The 19005-nt window shown below is 55.2% G+C and carries 14 protein-coding genes; 8 read left to right on the top strand and 6 right to left on the bottom strand.

Going from position 1 to position 19005, the window contains the following annotated elements:
- Positions 1–7: 7 nt before the first annotated feature.
- The gene (gene fsa / locus OGX81_RS00475) at positions 8–670 is read right to left on the bottom strand and encodes a fructose-6-phosphate aldolase (protein ID WP_058668384.1); all 663 of its coding nucleotides are present in this window, start codon (positions 668–670) and stop codon (positions 8–10) included.
- A gap of 11 nt (positions 671–681) precedes the next feature.
- Complete coding sequence (ptsP, locus tag OGX81_RS00480) at positions 682–3183, bottom strand: phosphoenolpyruvate--protein phosphotransferase (protein ID WP_058668385.1); 2502 nt, start codon at positions 3181–3183, stop codon at positions 682–684.
- Positions 3184–3491: 308 nt separating this feature from the next.
- On the opposite strand from ptsP, the gene OGX81_RS00485 reads away from it, so the two are divergent.
- The 5 genes from OGX81_RS00485 to OGX81_RS00505 all read left to right on the top strand — a co-directional run bounded on the left by OGX81_RS00485 (position 3492) and on the right by OGX81_RS00505 (position 8518).
- Entirely contained in the window at positions 3492–4571 is a 1080-nt protein-coding gene (locus tag OGX81_RS00485; protein WP_012133843.1) for a PTS fructose transporter subunit EIIC, read from the top strand.
- Positions 4572–4585: 14 nt separating this feature from the next.
- Positions 4586–4906 carry a PTS fructose-like transporter subunit IIB gene (locus OGX81_RS00490; protein ID WP_024130658.1) on the top strand — a complete coding sequence of 107 codons (321 nt, stop codon included), beginning with the start codon at positions 4586–4588 and terminating at the stop codon, positions 4904–4906.
- Positions 4907–5018: 112 nt separating this feature from the next.
- Positions 5019–7316 carry a formate C-acetyltransferase gene (locus tag OGX81_RS00495; protein WP_104867930.1) on the top strand — a complete coding sequence of 766 codons (2298 nt, stop codon included), beginning with the start codon at positions 5019–5021 and terminating at the stop codon, positions 7314–7316.
- Positions 7282–8160 carry a [formate-C-acetyltransferase]-activating enzyme gene (locus OGX81_RS00500; protein ID WP_104867929.1) on the top strand — a complete coding sequence of 293 codons (879 nt, stop codon included), beginning with the start codon at positions 7282–7284 and terminating at the stop codon, positions 8158–8160. Before OGX81_RS00495 ends, OGX81_RS00500 begins: the two co-directional genes overlap by 35 nt.
- A gap of 1 nt (position 8161) precedes the next feature.
- Positions 8162–8518, top strand: coding sequence for a PTS fructose-like transporter subunit IIB (locus tag OGX81_RS00505; RefSeq protein ID WP_012133839.1), 357 nt, complete (start codon positions 8162–8164; stop codon positions 8516–8518).
- Here the strand turns inward: OGX81_RS00505 and OGX81_RS00510 are convergent.
- The 4 genes from OGX81_RS00510 to argE form a co-directional block, all read right to left on the bottom strand.
- A complete protein-coding gene (locus OGX81_RS00510) occupies positions 8505–9365 on the bottom strand; it encodes an AraC family transcriptional regulator (protein WP_012133838.1) in 861 nt (286 codons plus the stop codon). The genes OGX81_RS00505 and OGX81_RS00510 overlap by 14 nt on opposite strands.
- A gap of 138 nt (positions 9366–9503) precedes the next feature.
- A complete protein-coding gene (locus OGX81_RS00515; RefSeq protein ID WP_104867928.1) occupies positions 9504–11237 on the bottom strand; it encodes a phosphoethanolamine transferase CptA in 1734 nt (577 codons plus the stop codon).
- A 218-nt stretch (positions 11238–11455) separates the two neighbouring features.
- The gene (gene ppc, locus OGX81_RS00520; RefSeq protein ID WP_104867927.1) at positions 11456–14107 is read right to left on the bottom strand and encodes a phosphoenolpyruvate carboxylase; all 2652 of its coding nucleotides are present in this window, start codon (positions 14105–14107) and stop codon (positions 11456–11458) included.
- Between the two features lie 287 nt (positions 14108–14394).
- Positions 14395–15546: an acetylornithine deacetylase gene (gene argE / locus OGX81_RS00525; RefSeq protein ID WP_104867926.1), complete on the bottom strand. Its 1152-nt coding sequence runs from the start codon at positions 15544–15546 to the stop codon at positions 14395–14397.
- A gap of 154 nt (positions 15547–15700) precedes the next feature.
- On the opposite strand from argE, the gene argC reads away from it, so the two are divergent.
- The 3 genes from argC to argH all read left to right on the top strand — a co-directional run bounded on the left by argC (position 15701) and on the right by argH (position 18979).
- Entirely contained in the window at positions 15701–16705 is a 1005-nt protein-coding gene (gene argC, locus OGX81_RS00530) for an N-acetyl-gamma-glutamyl-phosphate reductase (RefSeq protein ID WP_012133834.1), read from the top strand.
- A 7-nt stretch (positions 16706–16712) separates the two neighbouring features.
- Positions 16713–17489, top strand: coding sequence for an acetylglutamate kinase (gene argB, locus OGX81_RS00535; protein WP_104867925.1), 777 nt, complete (start codon positions 16713–16715; stop codon positions 17487–17489).
- A gap of 116 nt (positions 17490–17605) precedes the next feature.
- Entirely contained in the window at positions 17606–18979 is a 1374-nt protein-coding gene (gene argH / locus OGX81_RS00540; protein WP_012133832.1) for an argininosuccinate lyase, read from the top strand.
- Positions 18980–19005: the final 26 nt, after the last annotated feature.

Here is a 19005-nt window from a genome sequence, read left to right on the forward strand (position 1 = left end):
ATTTCCCTCACAGGTTGATGTGGCCAAATGCGTTATTCCAGTCTTGCTCAAACTTCCCTATAGCTGACTCTACCGCAGGGGTATTGAGCATTTGTTGAGCTACATCTAAAGGAAGGGTGATTGCTTCGCATCCTGCGAGTAAGCAATCCAGCGCCTGACGCGGCGTTTTAAAGCTGGCGGCCAGTACCATGCTGCCCGGCGCATGCATCTCCAGCAAGGTTTGCAGTTCCTGCACCATACGGATGCCGTCGCCGCCCTGGGCATCAACCCGATTGACATACGGGGCGACGTATTTTGCGCCTGCCAGCGCCGCCAGCAAGCCCTGCGCTGCGCTGTAGACAGCCGTTCCCAGCGTCGTAATACCTTCTTTTTTGAGCTGTTTGATCGCCGCCAGACCTTCGGCAGTGACCGGAATCTTCACCACAATACCAGGAATGGCATTGCTCAGGCGTTTGGCTTCTTCCACCATTCCTTGCGCATCGCGGCTCATCGTCTGGGCAAATAGCGTTCCCTCTTCGCCGATGGCTTTTTGCAGGCGAGGCAGTACATCCCAGATGGATTCTTTACTCGCCGCCACAATGCTTGGGTTGGTGGTGACGCCAGCAACAGGGAAGATGCGCGCCAGACGTTCGACTTCCGCGACGTTCGCGGTATCCAGATAGAGTTCCATTTTGCTCCCTCTTAGAGTTCAAGTTCATGTTGCAACAGGCTGGCAATTGCCTCGGCAGATGCGGCGTTGACCAGCGCGTTGCGGAATTCTTCGTGCATAATGCGGCGGGCCAGGCGTGAGAAAATGCGCATATGCTGGTCGCCTGCGGCGTGTTTGTTGAGTGTCAGCATGATGATGAACTGCGCATCGTCATCGCCCCAGCGTACCGGCGCTTTCAGACGCGCCACGCTGATGGTGGACTGCTCAATGTGTTCAGATTTGCTGTGCGGAATGGCGAAGCTAAACCCTAACCCGGTGGAGAACACGGCTTCACGCGCCCACAGGTCGGCCTCCAGCTTGCGCGGGTAGCGACAGCGGCTTGCCAGCAGCAGGTTGTCGGTCATCCCCTTGATCACCTCTTCTTTGCTGCGCCAGTCGCTATCAAGCGTGATGCACTGGGCGGTGACCAGCGGCGCGTCCTGCTGGGTCATGCGGAATTGCGCCAGCAGATGCTCCACTTCCAGCGAGGTGCGACAGGCCATCGCCTGATTCAGCAACTGGCGGCAGGCACGACTGTCGAGCTGCGCCATCCGCGCTTTAGCGGCAGGAATTGACGGCGCGCTCATGCTGATCTCGTCCAGCCCCAGTCCGACCAGCAGCGGCAACACTGACCCTTTCGCGCCGAGTTCACCGCACAGGCCAATCCATTTCCCCTGACGATGTACCGCCTGTACGGCGAAATCCAGCGCGCGCAGGAAGGCCGGGTTCAGGCTGTTGTAGTGACGGGTGACTTTGGCGTTGTCGCGATCGACCGCCAGCAGATATTGCGTCAGGTCATTGCTGCCAATACTGAAGAAATCAATTTCTTCACAGCACTGGTCGATGATGAACATCACCGATGGCACTTCCAGCATGATGCCGAGGGGGATCTTCTCATCAAACGGGACGTGCTCGTTGCGTAACTGCTGTTTAGCCTCCGCCAGCTTCTCTTTGACCCACAGGATCTCTTCCATTGAGGAGATCATCGGGATCATGATTTTCAGGCTGCCGTGTGCGGAAGCGCGGAGGATCGATCGCAACTGCGTGGTAAACAGCGTGGCGTACTCTTCATAAATACGTACGGCGCGATAGCCGAGGAACGGGTTGGCTTCCGCAGGAATGTTCAGATAATCAACGGGCTTGTCACCGCCGATATCCATCGTGCGCACAATAATGCTACGGCCCTGTGCGGACTCCAGCGCCTGGCAAAAAATGTTGTACAGCTCGTTCTCGCAAGGTGCGCTGGTTCTGTCCATATACAGCATTTCTGTACGGAACAGACCAACCGCTTCCGCGCCGTTGCCGAATGCCGCTTGCGCTTCGACGGAATGCGCAATGTTGGCGGCCACTTCCATACGGATACCGTCGGCAGTGCGCGCTTGTTGGGTCAGCCAGATACGCTGTTGCTCGCGTAAAGCGTCCTGCACACGGGCTTCCTGTTGGTAGTAACGGGTGACGGGTTCATCTGGCGCAACGACAATCGCACCGGCGTTGCCGTCGATATAGACCGTCTGGTGCAGCCACGGCGTTAGCGCCTCAATATCCACGCCAACCAGCGTGGGAATGTTGAATGAGCGGGCAAGAATAACCGTGTGCGAAGTCGTACCGCCGCTTTTTAACAACAAGCCTTTGAGGAACGTTTTGTCCAGTTCGAGGAACTGGCTTGGGGTGAGTTCATCGGCCATACAGACGGTGGGTTGGGTCAGTTTGCCTGGCGCCGGGAAGCGTTGTTCGCCATAAATTTGTTGCAGGAGCTGGAAGCAGACGTCGCGTACGTCCAGCGCGCGTTCCTGTAAATAGCGGCTGCTGGAACGGGCAAACTCATCACAAAAGTGTCCGGCGCTTTCGACTATCGCCTGCGCACAGCTTAAACCGCGCGCAACGCCTGCCAGCAAATGTTGGCGCAGGGAGGTGTCGCCTGCCAGCGAACGGTGGGCTTCCAGAATCGCGCTGGTGGCGCCGTCGCTGTCGAGCTGGCGGAACGCAATATTCTTTATCAGCAGCGTTAAGCCGTTATCCAGCGCAGATTGCTCGGTCTCTATATCACTGGCAGCAGGAAGTTCGCCGAGCGTATTGAGATCCAGCGAGGAGAGCTGCGTCAGAACGCCGCCCGCGCTGCCGGTGCAGACGGCGCGGGCGCGAAAAAACAGCGGGTTCAGGTTTGTCAGCGACGCCGGAAGCGGCTCCAGCTCACTGTTTTTGATCTCCGCCAGAGGCGCATCGCAAAGGGGGAATTCATCGCGCAGCCATTGGCTCAGGCGCTGGTGGGCATCCTGTTCGTCCGTACCCGAAATCAATAACTGACAGGCGTCGCCTGCCAGCGTGTCGGTGCCAATCAGCGCCAGCGCGCTTTTGGCGTTGCCTTTACGGTCGGTGCGCAGGTTATGCCACTCAATGTGTGAGGTAAAGGTGTTGCACAGCGTCTCAACGTGGCTTGCCGGGCGGGCGTGTACGCCATTGGGCAGCTCACAGGTAAATTCCACAATCAGGGCCATTGCCTTTCTCCCATAACGATTTTCTGGCTACAGGATAAAAGGGCGTTGCCGCATAGTGCCATGTGACAAAACTGCCAAACGCTGGACAAATGTAACATACACGTCAAATTGCGAGACACTTCACAAGTCGAAGTACGGCATCTTATTCCTGAGGTTTAATAAGTTATGAGGCGGATCGCATTTTTTGACTGATATTACAAAAATCCAGTAAATGGCCTTTTTATCCACTGTCTGCGCCGCGTTGGATTGCCTATTGTTTGCCACAACAACGTTATGGATAGGGGCCTGAAGTGGCCCGGGAGCGACTTATGAAAGAGTTGGTGCAGATCCTGAAAAACACCCGTCAACATCTGATGACCGGTGTTTCGCATATGATCCCCTTCGTCGTAGCGGGTGGGATCTTGCTGGCGGTTTCCGTCATGCTGTATGGCAAAGGCGCTGTTCCCGATGCCGCGACCGATCCTAATCTCAAGAAGCTTTTTGATATTGGCGTCGCAGGACTGACGCTGATGGTGCCTTTTCTTGCCGCCTATATCGGTTACTCCATTGCTGAACGTTCCGCGCTGGCGCCTTGCGCGATCGGCGCCTGGGTGGGCAACAGCTTTGGCGCCGGGTTCTTTGGCGCGCTCATTGCCGGGATTATCGGCGGTATCGTCGTGCATTATCTGAAGAAAATCCCGGTGCATAAGGTATTGCGCTCGGTGATGCCTATCTTCGTTATCCCTATCGTCGGCACCTTCATTACCGCAGGCATCATGATGTGGGGGCTGGGCGAACCGGTTGGCGCGTTAACCACCAGCCTGACCCAATGGCTGCAAGGAATGCAGCAGGGCAGCATCGTGCTGCTGGCGGTCATCATGGGGCTGATGCTGGCCTTCGATATGGGCGGCCCGATTAATAAAGTGGCCTACGCCTTCATGCTGATTTGCGTGGCGCAGGGCGTATACAGCGTGGTGGCGATTGCTGCGGTGGGTATCTGCGTTCCGCCGCTGGGTCTGGGCCTGGCAACGCTGGTTGGTCGTAAAAACTTCTCTTCTGAAGAACGTGAAGCCGGTAAAGCCGCGCTGGTAATGGGCTGCGTTGGGGTGACGGAAGGCGCGATTCCTTTCGCCGCCGCCGATCCGTTGCGCGTGATCCCATCCATTATGGTTGGCTCTGCCTGTGGTGCAGTAACGGCTGCGCTGTTTGGCGCGCAGTGTTATGCCGGCTGGGGTGGGCTGATTGTTCTGCCGGTTGTGGAAGGCAAGCTGGGTTATATCGCGGCAGTCGCTGTCGGGGCGGTAGTGACGGCAATCTGCGTTAACGTGCTGAAAAGTCTGGCGCGTAAGAAAGTGTCTCAGGTTGATGAGAAAGAAGACGACCTGGATTTAGAGTTTGAGATGAATTAAGTGAGGAATGAGCCATGACGAAGATTATCGCAGTAACAGCATGTCCTTCTGGTGTCGCACACACTTATATGGCGGCCGAAGCGCTGGAAAGCGCGGCCAAAGCGAAAGGCTGGGAAGTCAAAGTCGAGACTCAGGGCTCGATTGGTCTGGAAAACGAACTGACTGCGGCGGATGTGGCGGATGCGGATATGGTGATTCTGACCAAAGATATCGGCATCAAGTTTGAGGAACGCTTTGCGGGTAAAACCATTGTCCGCGTCAACATCAGCGATGCGGTAAAACGCGCCGATGCCATTATGAACAAAATTGACGCGCATCTTTCGCAAATCGCTTAACGTTAGAATGCCCGATGGCGCAAGCTTATCGGGCCTACGATGTTAATCCCCGTAGGCCGGATAAGGCGATCACGCCGCCATCCGGCAACAAGCTTGCCTACAGGAGTTCCTCATGATGAATCGTACCCAGCGCCTTAAAGCCGCACTTTTCCAGAATAACCGTGAAATTTCGCTTGAGCGCGCGCAGCTGTATACCGCCAGCTATCAGCAGACAGAGGGAGAGCCGGTCATATTGCGTCGCGCTAAAGCGACGGCGTATATCCTTGAGCATGTTGAAATTTCGATTCGTGATGAGGAGTTGATTGCCGGGAACCGCACGGTGAAACCGCGGGCGGGAATTATGTCGCCGGAAATGGACCCGTACTGGTTACTTAACGAGTTAGAACAGTTCCCGACGCGTCCGCAGGACCGTTTTGACATCAGCGAGGACGATAAGCGCCTCTACCGCGAGGTGCTGTTCCCGTACTGGGAAAAACGGTCGATGAAGGATTTCATCAACGGTCAGATGACCGATGACGTGAAAGCCGCCGTCAGCACGCAGATTTTTAGCGTTAACCAGACGGATAAAGGGCAGGGGCACATTATTATTGATTACCCGCGGCTGTTGAATCACGGTCTGGGTGAACTGGTGGCGCAAGTGCGGCACCACTGCCAGCAGCAGCCGGACAATCACTTTTACCAGGCGGCGTTGTTGCTGCTGGAGGCTTCGCAAGGCCACATTCTGCGTTACGCGATGCTGGCGGAGAAAATGGCGGAAAGTTGCCTGGATGCGCGTCGGCGTCAGGAGTTGCTCACCATTGCCGCGAACTCCCGACATAACATGCAGTACAAGCCGCAAACCTTCTGGCAAGCGTGCCAGCTGTTCTGGTACATGAACATCATTCTGCAATATGAGTCTAACGCCAGCTCGCTCTCGCTGGGGCGTTTTGACCAGTATATGCTGCCGTTTTATCAGGCATCGCTGAGCCAGGGCGAAGACCCGGCATTTTTAAAAGAACTCCTCGAATCGCTGTGGGTAAAATGTAACGACATCGTGCTGTTACGTTCGACCAGTAGCGCACGCTATTTCGCCGGATTCCCGACCGGTTACACCGCATTGCTTGGGGGATTGACGGAGAACGGACGCAGTGCGGTGAACGTGCTCTCTTTTCTCTGTCTTGATGCGTACCAGAATGTGCAACTGCCGCAGCCGAACCTTGGCGTGCGTACCAATGCGCTGATTGACACGCCCTTCCTGATGAAAACAGCGGAGACGATTCGCCTCGGCACCGGTATTCCGCAGATCTTTAATGATGAAGTGGTTGTGCCCGCGTTCCTGAACCGGGGTGTTTCGCTGGAGGACGCCCGTGATTACGCGGTAGTGGGGTGTGTGGAGCTGTCGATTCCGGGCAGAACCTACGGCCTGCATGACATCGCCATGTTTAACCTGCTGAAAGTGATGGAAATCAGCCTGTATGAGAATGAAGGAAACCGCACGCTGACGTACGAAGATCTGTTGGCGCATATTCGCGCCAAAATCAGCCATTACATTACGCTGATGGTGGAAGGCAGTAATATTTGCGATATCGGCCACCGTGACTGGGCGCCGGTACCGCTGCTTTCCTCGTTTATCAGCGACTGCCTGGATAAAGGCCGTGATATTACCGATGGCGGCGCGCGTTATAACTTCTCTGGCGTACAGGGGATTGGCATTGCTAATCTGAGCGACTCCCTGCACGCGTTAAAAGGGCTGGTATTTGATCAGCAACGTTTACGTTTCGATGAACTGCTGGCGGTGTTAAAGGCGAACTTTGCGACGCCGGAAGGTGAGCGAATCCGTGCCCGGCTGATTAACCGCTTCGAGAAATACGGTAATGATATTGATGATGTGGATAACATCAGCGCTGAACTGCTGCGCCATTACTGTAAAGAGGTGGAGAAATATCAGAACCCGCGCGGTGGGCAATTTACACCGGGTTCATACACCGTCTCCGCGCATGTGCCGCTGGGTTCGGTGGTGGGGGCGACGCCGGATGGCCGTTTTTCCGGGGAACAGCTGGCAGACGGCGGGTTGTCGCCAATGCTCGGCCAGGATATGCAGGGGCCGACGGCGGTGCTGAAATCAGTAAGTAAACTGGATAACACGCTGCTTTCTAACGGTACGCTGCTCAACGTGAAGTTTACGCCCGCGACGCTGGAAGGTGAGGCCGGCTTGCGCAAACTGGCGGATTTTCTGCGCGCCTTTACCCAGCTTAAGCTACAGCATATTCAGTTTAACGTGTTGAATGCGGATACGTTGCGTGAAGCGCAATTGCGCCCGCAGGATTTCGCCGGGCTGGTGGTGCGAGTGGCGGGTTACAGTGCCTTCTTTGTCGAGCTGTCGAAGGAGATCCAGGATGACATCATTCGCCGCACCGCGCATCAGCTGTAAGAATCTGGAAACGAGCGCTGATGATGTCGCACGTATTTTCAACATTCAGCGTTATTCGTTGAATGACGGGCAGGGAATTCGTACGGTGGTCTTTTTTAAAGGCTGCCCGCATACCTGTCCGTGGTGCGCCAATCCAGAGTCTATTTCGCCACGCATCGAAACGGTGCGGCGGGAGAGTAAATGTCTGCACTGCTCGCCCTGCTTGCGTGATGCGGATGAATGCCCTTCCGGGGCGTTTGAACGTATCGGGCGCGATATTACTCTGGATGAACTGGAACGCGAGGTGATGAAAGACGAACTCTTTTTTCGCACCTCCGGCGGTGGCGTCACGCTTTCTGGCGGTGAAGTATTAATGCAGGCGGCGTTTGCCACGCGGTTTTTGCAACGTCTGCGACGTTTCGGCATTTCCTGCGCGATTGAAACCGCAGGCGATGCGCCTGCCAGCCGGTTGCTACCGCTGGCTAAAGCGTGTGATGAAGTGCTGTTTGATTTAAAGATTATGGAGCCGCGCCAGGCGCATGAGGTGGTCAAAATGAATTTACCACGCGTGCTGGATAACCTGCGTTTACTGGTAAACGAGGGGATTACGGTCATCCCCCGTTTGCCGTTGATTCCGGGCTACACGCTCAACGTTGAGAATATGCAGCGTGCGTTGGCAGTGTTGCTATCGTCAGGGATTAATCAGGTGCACCTGCTACCGTTTCATCAGTATGGTGAAGCGAAATACCGTCTGCTTGGGCAGCCGTGGGCAATGAAAGATGTGCCTGTACCCTCGCTGCAAGAGGTGGCGGAAATGCAGGCGTTGGCAGAGCGAGCCGGGTTTCTGGTCACTGTGGGAGGTTAATATGACAGTCTCAACTGTACGCTATCTGGTTGCCGTTACCGCCTGCGTCAGCGGCGTGGCGCATACCTATATGGCCGCCGAACGCCTGGAGAAGCTCTGCCAGCAGGAAAAATGGAACATTAAAATTGAAACCCAGGGAGCGCTGGGCACGGAAAATCGCTTAACGGAGGAGGATATCAACCGGGCGGATGTTGTGTTGCTGATTACGGATATTGAACTGGCGGGCGCGGAGCGTTTTATTCAGAGTCGGTATGTTCAGTCAGGAATTAACGCCTTTCTTCGCGAACCTCAGCGGGTGATGAGCGCCGTGCGTAAACTGCTCACTGCGCCGCAGCATACGCATCTTATTCTGGAGTAGCCTTCTTTTCCGTCAACTGGCTGTGGTACTGCCGACGATATTCTGACGGCGAACGCTCCGTATTTTTACGAAACAGGCGGCAGAAATAGTTACTGTCGACAAATCCACAGGTGTGAGCCACTTCTTTGACTTTCAGATCGTAGCCCTTCAGCAGCGTTTTCGCGTGTTCCAGCCGAGTGTGATTCAGATATTCGTTAAAGCCGATAGCGCCTGTTTTTTGAAACAGATGAGAAAGGTAGTTTGGCGAAATATAAAACGCCTGCGCCACCGATTCGCGGGTGAGCGGGGAAGCGTAACGCTCATCGATATAGTTGCGAATCGCTTCAAAAAGCGCCTGACTCCGTGACGCCGTCTGGATTTGGCTGCCCAGCAGATCGCGGCAGTGGCTCAACAGGCTGGCGACAATTAATCGGGCCGTCTGCTGTTCCTGCGGCTGCATCTGCATTTCATTGAGCGTTTGCAGCAGGAAGGAGCCAATACGTGGACCTCGACGTGCGACATGCTGCTTTGCAAGATTCTGATATTGTTTGCCGTCCCAGTGAACAACGCTGAAACCTAATTGCTGCTTGCCGAACAGGATGCTGAGTGTGGTGACGGGCGTTTGCCACTGCGGGAAGTTCCAGCTGCCTGCCGGAACATACAGAACGTCGCCAGCGATGAGCGTCACGGGCGCGGCCGGGATGCCTGTATCGGTGAACTCCCCCTCCAGCACCATCTCCAGGCGTGGAAAATCAACCTGATACGCCAGTTCGGGCGCCGTACCGCTGGTATTGGCGAAAAAAACCTGCCGCAGCGCCATAGGGCCGTTAATCAGACGGGAGAGAAGGTGGCTGACGTCGTGATACATGTTGATCCCTTGCAGAGCGCAGACAGAGGAAACAGTAACGTTGAACGTAAACCGCCTCAAGCGATAATTGCCGGATGGCGGTACACGGGTTATGCATTTTGCAGGCCGGATAAGCGTCAGCGCCATCCGGCGATGCCGTTACTGATTTCCGACATGATCCCCGTAAGGCAGGGTATCGTAATCAATCAACGCGTTTTTCTTATACGGGTTGCCAATCCAGCGCGTGATCGCCTTAAACTGCGGGCTGGTGATGGAGCGCGTCGGGTCGAACCCGTCGTAGGTCAGCCCCGCTAAGTCGGACCAGGTATGGATAAGTTCAGAGCTGCTGTACTTGCGGTCAACATACGCAGAGAGATCGCGCGGGTGTGCGGCCTGCCACTTTTCTGACGTCCATAACAGGAACGGCACCGTATACATATGACGCGTAGGGTTGTCTTCGTTACGTCCCTGCGTTTTGTGCGGCGGCGTGTCATACACTTCTTCACCGTGATCGGAGAAGTAGAGCAGAAAACCGTTCGGGTCAGTCGCTTTATAGTCCTTAATCAGGCTGGCGACGACATGGTCGTTATACAGATTCGCGTTATCGTAATCGTTATAAATATCCTGTTCGTCTTCGCTCACGCCCGCAGGGATATGATCGGTTTGACCGTCAAATTTTCCCTGATTCTCCGGGTAGCGGAATTTGTATTTGATATGTGTTCCCAGCAGGTGAACGATAATAAATTTCTTCGGCGCCGGGTCAGCCATCACGTCTTTAAAGGGCGCCAGAACGTTGGTGTCATATTCCCGCGCGCTTTGAGTACGCTGCTGATTCATATAAAACTGCTTGTCGGTCTGTTTCGAGAATACGGTCAGCATCGTATTACGCGCGGTCATCGTCTGCTGATTGGTGATCCAGAACATCTTATAACCTGCCTGTTTCATCATGTTCATCAGCGACGGTTTCGTCAGATACAGATCCGGGTTCTTTTCATTGGCGAAGGTCAGCGCCTGTTGCAGAATTTCAATCGTGTATGGCCGGGAGGTGACGACGTTATTGAATACGGTCAGACCCGGATCGCTTTTATGCAACGCGTCCAGCTCTGGCGTGGTTTCACGCGGATAACCGTACAGACTCATGCGACCACGCTGGGTTGACTCGCCGATAATCAGCACTAACGTACGCGGCGCATCACCGGAGTTATCTTTAAAATTCGTTAACGGAGGCAGCGCGTTGTTCTCGTTAAGCAGGCTATTCAGCGACGTGAGTTGCTGATTATATTGATAATAGCCATTGATAAACTGCCACGGCGCAGCGGGTTCCATACGCGAGGCGAGGCCGCCTAATGTCTGCTCAAACGGCTTATGTTTGATAAACGTCCCGACGGTGATCGGATGCAGAATAAGGCCGTATAACAATGCAAAGGAGACTAACCAGCGCCACGGCGCGGGAATATATATTGGCTTTAAACGCGTCCACAGCAGGATTGCCACGGCGGTATAGGCCAGGGCGATAAGGATAATCTTCAGACTGAAATACTGGCTCAAGTACTCGCTGGCTTCGTTCGCGTTTGTTTCAAACATGACATACAGAACGCTTTGCGAGAATTCCTGCCCGTAAATGACATAATAACTGAGCGCCGCCAGCGAAGAGGTCCAGAGTACAACGCCAATAGCGGCGGCAATCGCGCGGGTATGACGGGGAAATAAAAATACCGGGATCAGCCAGAGCGAACTAAAAAGCAGTGAATCACGTAGCCCGTTGGTGCCGCTATAGCCGCTGATGCAAATAACGGCCTGAAGTAATGTAGAGAAGAACCAAAAATAGAGTAGCGCCCAGCCAAGGGCTTTCCAGCTAAACGAAGGTTTAGCAGATGTGTGTGTGAAGAACATATATGAAGCCTGTTTTTATTCGAGTCGCCAACGTAGCGACAAATCATTAAGAGAACCTTAAGTATGGCGATGCCAGTGACCTATTCTTGTTGATGGCGTATTCAGCAGAGTGAACAAAACGCAGGCAGGAATATATTGAAAAACAGGCGATTATTACAGAAATATTTCAAAGCCCTCTCGCCCGGGCGGGCGAGAGGGGATATGACGATGCGTGTGGGTTAGCCGGTATTACGCATCCCCGCAGCCACGCCCGCAATCGTGACCATCAGCGCCTGTTCGACGCGCGGGTCTGGATCTTTACCTTGCTCTTCTGCAAGACGGGAACGGTGTAAAAGCTCCGCCTGCAATACGTTCAGCGGGTCGGTATACACATTCCTTAACTGGATAGACTCGGCAATCCACGGCAGGTCGGCCATCAGATGGGAATCGTTGGCAATCGCCAGCACCACTTTGATGTCCTCTGCCAGCAGGTTGCGTAACTCTTCACCCAGTGGCCACAGCGCTTTTTTGACTAGGCGTTGATCGTAGTATTCCGCCAGCCACAGGTCGGCTTTAGAGAACACCATCTCCAGCATGCCGAGGCGCGTGGAGAAGAACGGCCAGTCGCGGCACATGGCTTCCAGTTCGCTTTGCTTGCCATCTTCAACAACTTTTTGCAGCGCGGTGCCCGCACCCAGCCAGGCCGGGAGCATCAGGCGGTTTTGCGTCCAGGCGAAGATCCAGGGAATGGCGCGCAGGGATTCAACCCCGCCTGTCGGGCGACGTTTTGCCGGGCGCGAACCGAGCGGCAATTTGCCCAGTTCCTGTTCTGGCGTTGCGGAACGGAAGTACGGGACGAAGTCTTTATTCTCACGGACATAGCCGCGATACAGGTCGCAGGAGATCACGGACAGCTCGTCCATGATATGACGCCACGAATTTTTCGGCTCCGGCGGCGGCAGCAGGTTGGCTTCCAGAATCGCGCCGGTGTACAGAGACAGGCTGCTGATGGTGACTTCAGGCAGGCCGTACTTAAAGCGGATCATCTCACCCTGTTCGGTCACGCGCAGGCCGCCTTTCAGGCTGCCCGGCGGTTGGGAAAGCAGTGCCGCATGAGCAGGCGCGCCGCCACGGCCAATGGAACCGCCGCGACCGTGGAACAGCGTCAGTTCAATTCCGGCTTTTTCACAGGTTTTGATCAGCGCGTCCTGAGCCTGATACTGCGCCCAGGAGGCGGCCATTACGCCTGCGTCTTTCGCTGAGTCAGAGTAGCCAATCATGACCATCTGTTTGCCCTGAATAAAGCCGCGATACCAGTCGATATTCAGCAACTGGGTCATTACCGCGTCGGCGTTGTTCAGGTCGTCCAGCGTTTCGAACAGCGGCGCAACCGGCATGGCAAAGCTAATTCCGGCTTCTTTCAACAACAGATGCACGGCCAGCACGTCGGACGGCGTTTTCGCCATAGAGATAACGTAAGCGGCGATGGAACCCAGCGGCGCTTCGGCAATCACTTGACAGGTCTCAAGCACTTCGCGGGTGTCGTCGCTCGGTTCCCACTGACGAGGCAGTAGCGGACGCTTGGAGTTGAGTTCGCGGATCAGGAAAGCCTGTTTATCGGCTTCGGACCAGCTTTCATAATCGCCGATGCCCAGATAACGCGTCAGCTCGCCCAGCGCTTCGGTATGGCGGGTGCTCTCCTGGCGAATATCAATGCGCACCAGCGGCACGCCAAAGCATTTCACCCGGCGCAGGGTATCAAGCAGCTCGCCATTGGCGATGATGCCCATGCCGCACACTTGCAGAGACTGATAACAGGCGTACAGCGGCTCCCACAGCTGCTCGTTTTGCGTCAGCAGACCAGCGGGTTTCGGCAGTTTCTCGCCTTTCAGACGCGCTTCCAGCCAGGCTTGCGTTGCCATCAGGCGGGAACGCAGGCTTTTCATCAGGTAGCGGTAAGGTTCTGATGCGCCTTCTTCGCCGACCAGCGCCAGCAGCTCCGGCGTGGCGTCGACCATCGACAGCTCAGAAATCAGAACCTGAATATCTTTCAGGAACAGATCGGTGGCTTTCCAGCGGCTCAACAGGAGAACGTGGCGGGTGACATCAGCCGTTACGTTCGGGTTGCCGTCACGGTCGCCGCCCATCCAGGAGGTGAAACGCACCGGAACAAAATCCACCGGCAGTTTGTAGCCCAGATGTTCTTCCAGTTGTTCGTTCAACTCACGTAGATAATTTGGCACCCCTTCCCACAGGCTGTTTTCAACCACCGCAAAGCCCCATTTGGCTTCGTCGACCGGACTTGGGCGGTTTTTACGGATTTCATCCGTATGCCAGGACTGGGCGATCAGCTGGCGCAGACGGCGCATGAGCTGATTACGTTCGTAATCCGCGATCTCTTTGTTATCAAGCTGCTTCAGACAGGCGTTGACTTCGCCCATTTTGTGAATCAGCGTGCGGCGAGTGATCTCGGTAGGGTGTGCGGTCAGTACCAGTTCCAGAGATAGCGACTCCACCGCGTTTTTGATGGTGGCTTCGTCGAGATTGGGTTGATCTTTCAGTTTACGCAGGGTGCGGGCAATCACTTCCGGGTTGCTGGCAGCTTCGCCCTGCGGCGAAATGCTGTGGTACTGCTCGGCGGTATTGGCCAGGTTCAGGAACTGACTAAACGCGCGGGCAACAGGCAGCAGCTCGTCGTTGGACAGATTCTGTAGCGTGGTGAGCAACTCCTGGCGATTCGCTTCATTGCCAGCGCGAGATGATTTAGACAGCTTACGGATTGTTTCTACGCGATCAAGAATGTTCTCTCCCAGCGCATCCTTGATGGTTTCTCCCAGCACTTTGCCGAGCATACTGACATTACTACGCAACGCGGAATATTGTTCGTTCATATGATCCCAGACACCCCATCTGTTTTGAATATGTCCTGTATCTTTCGCGTCACAGCGGCGTTGGCTGCAACGTGAAATCTTTCGGACTTTAATTTTTTACATCACTTCTTATCTTTATAAAGCCACGTAAAACACCTGACGTCAATTGCTGCGAAATCGGTTCAGCAAACGAATAAATGACGGGAATTTACGTAATTTAATTCACATCGAATCAAATAAGCGTTGCTTATGGAAATGTTAATAAATCACCTCGATTACCACTAAAGAGTTAGCGAGGTGATAAGCAGTTAATGCCAGCAGAAATGATGGACAACCTGCGTAATCAGCTCGCGGGTTGGCTTGATAAAACGCGTTTCCAGATATTCATCCGGCTGGTGCGCCTGATTAATCGAACCCGGGCCAAGCACCAGCGTTGGGCACAAGGTCTGGATAAACGGCGCTTCGGTGCAGTAGTTCACCACTTCGGTTTGCGCGCCCAGCAGTTTCTCGACCACTTCCACCAGTTGATGGTCAGGCGGGCATTCGTAGCCGGGAATCGGCGGATGCAGTTCGGACACCGTCAGACGACCCGGCCAGCGCTCGCTCACGGGCGCCAGCGCATCGTTGAGCAATCCGTTGAGATCGTTCAGCGTCATGCCTGGCAGCGGGCGAATATCCATATGCAACTCGCAACAGGCGCAGATACGGTTCGCGGCGTCGCCGCCGTGAATGTGGCCCAGGTTTAATGTCGGATAAGGAACGGTAAACGCCGCGTAGTGATAACGTTCTTTCAGGTCATCGCGCAGCTGCATGATGCGGCCAATGGCGTCGTGCATCAGCTCAATGGCGTTAACCCCGCGCGCCGGATCGCTGGAGTGGCCCGATTGCCCCAGAATGCGGATGGCGTTTGAAATGTGGCCTTTGTGCGCGCGCACCGGTTGCAGGGACGTTGGTTCACCGATGATCGCGCAGTCCGGGCGCAGGGCGGTGGTTTCAGCAAAATAGCGCGCGCCCGCCATGCTGGTCTCTTCATCGGCGGTAGCCAGAATATACAGCGGTTTTTTCAGCGTCGTCACATCCACGTCACGCAGGGCATCGAGGATAAAAGCAAAGAAGCCTTTCATGTCCGCCGTACCCAGCCCGTAGAGCTTGTTATCGTGCTCGGTCAGCGTGAACGGATCGCGCGTCCAGCGTCCGTCGTCAAAGGGAACGGTATCGGTATGGCCCGCCAGCAACAAACCGCCAGTACCCTGTCCGGTGCTGGCCAGCATATTGAATTTATTGCGCGTACCGGGGACTGCCTGAACCTCAACCTTGAAGCCCAGATCTTTAAACCAGTCTGCCAGCAGAGTGATTAAAGACGCATTACTTTGATCGAGCGCTTCTTCGGTAGCGCTAATCGACGGTGTGGCAATCAGAGCGCGGTAAATCTCGATAAATGGCGGTAAAGTGTTTTTCATTGTTGACACACCTCGGGTCATGATAGTATCAATATTCATGCATTATTTGTGAATAAAAATACATTAACGTTGAGCGTAAGAAAACCCACCAACTGTAAGGTGAAGTTGTTACGGCTTAACCAGGCAACCAGACATAAGAAGGTGAACAGCCCCGATGTTGAATACGCTGATTGTGGGTGCCAGCGGTTACGCTGGCGCAGAGCTTGTGACCTATGTAAATCGTCATCCTGATATGACCATAACCGCTTTAACCGTCTCAGCGCAAAGCAATGATGCAGGAAAGCTAATCTCTGATTTACATCCGCAGTTAAAAGGCATTGTCGATCTGCCATTGCAGCCAATGTCTGATATTAGCGAGTTCAGCGGCGGGGTGGATGTGGTGTTTCTCGCCACCGCGCATGAAGTGAGCCACGACCTGGCCCCGCAGTTCCTGAATGCGGGCTGCGTTGTGTTTGATCTCTCCGGTGCGTTTCGGGTTAATGATAGCGCCTTCTACGAAAAATATTATGGCTTTACCCATCAGCACCCTGAGCTGCTGGAACAGGCGGTGTATGGCCTGGCGGAGTGGAGCGCGGACAAGCTAAAAGAAGCGAATCTGATTGCGGTGCCGGGATGCTATCCGACGGCGGCGCAATTGTCGTTAAAACCGCTGATTGACGCAGGTCTGCTGGATCTCAACCAGTGGCCGGTCATTAACGCAACCAGCGGCGTGAGCGGCGCCGGGCGTAAGGCGGCGCTTTCGAACAGTTTCTGTGAAGTCAGCCTGCAACCGTATGGCGTCTTTACCCATCGTCATCAGCCGGAAATCGCCACCCATCTGGGGGCTGAGGTTATTTTCACGCCGCATCTGGGGAACTTCCCGCGCGGGATTCTGGAAACGATCACCTGCCGCCTGAAAGCTGGCGTTACCCATACTCAGGTGGCGCAGGCGTTGCAGCAGGCGTATGGCGACAAGCCGCTGGTGCGGCTATATGACAAGGGCGTTCCGGCGCTGAAGAATGTGGTCGGGCTGCCGTTCTGCGATATTGGCTTTGCCGTTCAGGGCGAGCACCTGATCGTGGTGGCGACCGAAGATAACCTGTTGAAAGGCGCAGCGGCGCAGGCTGTGCAGTGCGCAAATATCCGTTTCGGCTTTGCTGAAACGCAGTCTCTTATTTAAGGGTGCAATGATGAATCCATTAATTATCAAGCTGGGCGGCGTATTACTGGATAGCGAAGAGGCGCTGGAGCGTCTGTTTACTGCGCTGGTCAATTACCGCGAGTCGCATCAGCGTCCGCTGATTATCGTGCACGGCGGCGGCTGCGTTGTGGATGAGCTGATGAAACAGTTAAATTTGCCGGTGAAAAAGAAAAATGGCCTGCGCGTGACGCCCGCCGATCAGATCGACATCATCACCGGCGCGCTGGCGGGAACTGCCAATAAAACCTTGCTGGCGTGGGCGAAAAAACACCATATCGCGTCCGTTGGCCTGTATCTCGGCGACGGCGATAGCGTAAAAGTGACCCAACTCGATGAAGAGCTGGGCCACGTTGGACTGGCGCAGCCAGGTTCGGCTAAGCTGATTAACTCGCTGCTGGAAGGCGGCTTCTTGCCGGTGGTCAGTTCCATTGGCGTGACCGAAGAAGGGCAACTGATGAACGTCAATGCCGATCAGGCGGCGACGGCGCTGGCGGCAACGCTGGGGGCGGATCTGATCCTGCTTTCTGATGTAAGCGGTATTCTGGATGGCAAAGGTCAGCGTATTGCCGAGATGACGGCGGCCAAAGCGGAACAGCTGATCGATCAGGGCATTATTACCGACGGCATGATTGTGAAGGTGAATGCGGCGCTGGATGCCGCCCGCACGCTGGGGCGCCCGGTGGATATCGCCTCCTGGCGTCATGCCGAGCAGCTTCCGGCGTTGTTTAACGGTACGCCGATCGGTACGCGTATTCTGGCTTAAACTATTTTGTGCCCGATGGCGGCCACGCCTTATCGGGCCTGGGTGAACCGAACCTGTAGGCCGGATAAGCTAAGCGCCATCCGGCATTGAAATTCAAGATATTAAGGAAGCATGTTATGGCACTTTGGGGTGGGCGTTTTACACAGGCAGCGGATCAACGGTTCAAACAGTTTAATGACTCATTGCGCTTTGATTACCGCCTGGCCGAGCAGGATATCGTCGGCTCTGTGGCCTGGTCCAAAGCTCTGGTCACGGTTGGGGTGTTGACTGCGGATGAGCAACTGCAACTGGAAGAGGCGCTTAGCGCGCTGCTGGAAGAGGTTCGGGTGAATCCGCAGCAGATTCTGGAAAGCGACGCGGAAGATATTCACAGCTGGGTGGAAGGCAAACTGATCGATAAAGTCGGCCAGTTGGGTAAAAAGCTGCACACCGGGCGCAGTCGTAACGACCAGGTTGCGACCGACCTGAAGCTATGGTGCAAAGATACGGTCACCGAGCTGCTGTCTGCTAACCGTCAGTTACAAAGCGCGCTGGTAGAGACGGCGCAGAATAATCAGGATGCCGTCATGCCGGGGTACACCCATCTGCAACGCGCGCAGCCGGTGACGTTTGCCCACTGGTGCCTGGCGTATGTGGAAATGCTGGCGCGTGATGAGAGCCGCTTGCAGGATGCGCTCAAGCGTCTGGACGTCAGCCCGTTAGGCTGCGGCGCGCTGGCGGGTACGGCGTATGAAATCGACCGTGAACAGCTGGCAGGCTGGCTGGGCTTTGCCTCGGCGACGCGTAACAGTCTGGACAGCGTGTCCGATCGTGACCATGTGCTGGAACTGCTGTCCGACGCGTCTATCGGCATGGTTCACCTGTCGCGCTTTGCGGAAGACCTGATTTTCTTTAATACCGGTGAAGCGGGCTTCGTGGAACTCTCCGATCGCGTGACGTCGGGTTCATCGCTGATGCCGCAGAAGAAAAACCCGGATGCGCTGGAACTGATCCGTGGCAAGTGCGGCCGTGTGCAGGGGGCGTTAACGGCGATGATGATGACGCTGAAAGGCCTGCCGCTGGCGTACAACAAAGACATGCAGGAAGACAAAGAAGGGCTGTTTGATGCGCTCGACACCTGGCTGGACTGCCTGCACATGGCGGCGCTGGTGCTGGATGGCATTCAGGTAAAACGTCCGCGCTGCCAGGAAGCGGCGCAGCAGGGCTATGCGAATGCGACTGAGCTGGCGGATTATCTGGTTGCCAAAGGCGTGCCGTTCCGTGAAGCGCACCATATTGTGGGCGAAACGGTGGTGGAAGCGATTCGACAGGGAAAACCGCTGGAAGATCTGTCACTGGCTGACCTGCAAAAATTTAGCGCTGTGATTGGCGATGATGTGTATCCAATTCTGTCGCTGCAATCATGCCTGGATAAACGTGCGGCGAAAGGCGGTGTTTCACCGCAGCAGGTTGCGCAGGCGATCGACTACGCGAAGGCGCGTCTGGCGTAACTGGCGTTGTGCCGGATGGCGCCTTA

Origin of the sequence: Citrobacter sp. CK206, from assembly GCF_030333125.1 — a bacterium.
GTDB lineage: Bacteria > Pseudomonadota > Gammaproteobacteria > Enterobacterales > Enterobacteriaceae > Citrobacter_B > Citrobacter_B koseri.

Bases quoted from the DNA above. Each gene is read 5' to 3' on its own strand.
- fsa (WP_058668384.1), bottom strand. From the start codon at position 670: ATGGAACTCTATCTGGATACCGCGAACGTCGCGGAAGTCGAACGTCTG.
- ptsP (WP_058668385.1), bottom strand. From the start codon at position 3,183: ATGGCCCTGATTGTGGAATTTACCTGTGAGCTGCCCAATGGCGTACAC.
- OGX81_RS00485 (WP_012133843.1), top strand. From the start codon at position 3,492: ATGAAAGAGTTGGTGCAGATCCTGAAAAACACCCGTCAACATCTGATG.
- OGX81_RS00490 (WP_024130658.1), top strand. From the start codon at position 4,586: ATGACGAAGATTATCGCAGTAACAGCATGTCCTTCTGGTGTCGCACAC.
- OGX81_RS00495 (WP_104867930.1), top strand. From the start codon at position 5,019: ATGATGAATCGTACCCAGCGCCTTAAAGCCGCACTTTTCCAGAATAAC.
- OGX81_RS00500 (WP_104867929.1), top strand. From the start codon at position 7,282: ATGACATCATTCGCCGCACCGCGCATCAGCTGTAAGAATCTGGAAACG.
- OGX81_RS00505 (WP_012133839.1), top strand. From the start codon at position 8,162: ATGACAGTCTCAACTGTACGCTATCTGGTTGCCGTTACCGCCTGCGTC.
- OGX81_RS00510 (WP_012133838.1), bottom strand. From the start codon at position 9,365: ATGTATCACGACGTCAGCCACCTTCTCTCCCGTCTGATTAACGGCCCT.
- OGX81_RS00515 (WP_104867928.1), bottom strand. From the start codon at position 11,237: ATGTTCTTCACACACACATCTGCTAAACCTTCGTTTAGCTGGAAAGCC.
- ppc (WP_104867927.1), bottom strand. From the start codon at position 14,107: ATGAACGAACAATATTCCGCGTTGCGTAGTAATGTCAGTATGCTCGGC.
- argE (WP_104867926.1), bottom strand. From the start codon at position 15,546: ATGAAAAACACTTTACCGCCATTTATCGAGATTTACCGCGCTCTGATT.
- argC (WP_012133834.1), top strand. From the start codon at position 15,701: ATGTTGAATACGCTGATTGTGGGTGCCAGCGGTTACGCTGGCGCAGAG.
- argB (WP_104867925.1), top strand. From the start codon at position 16,713: ATGATGAATCCATTAATTATCAAGCTGGGCGGCGTATTACTGGATAGC.
- argH (WP_012133832.1), top strand. From the start codon at position 17,606: ATGGCACTTTGGGGTGGGCGTTTTACACAGGCAGCGGATCAACGGTTC.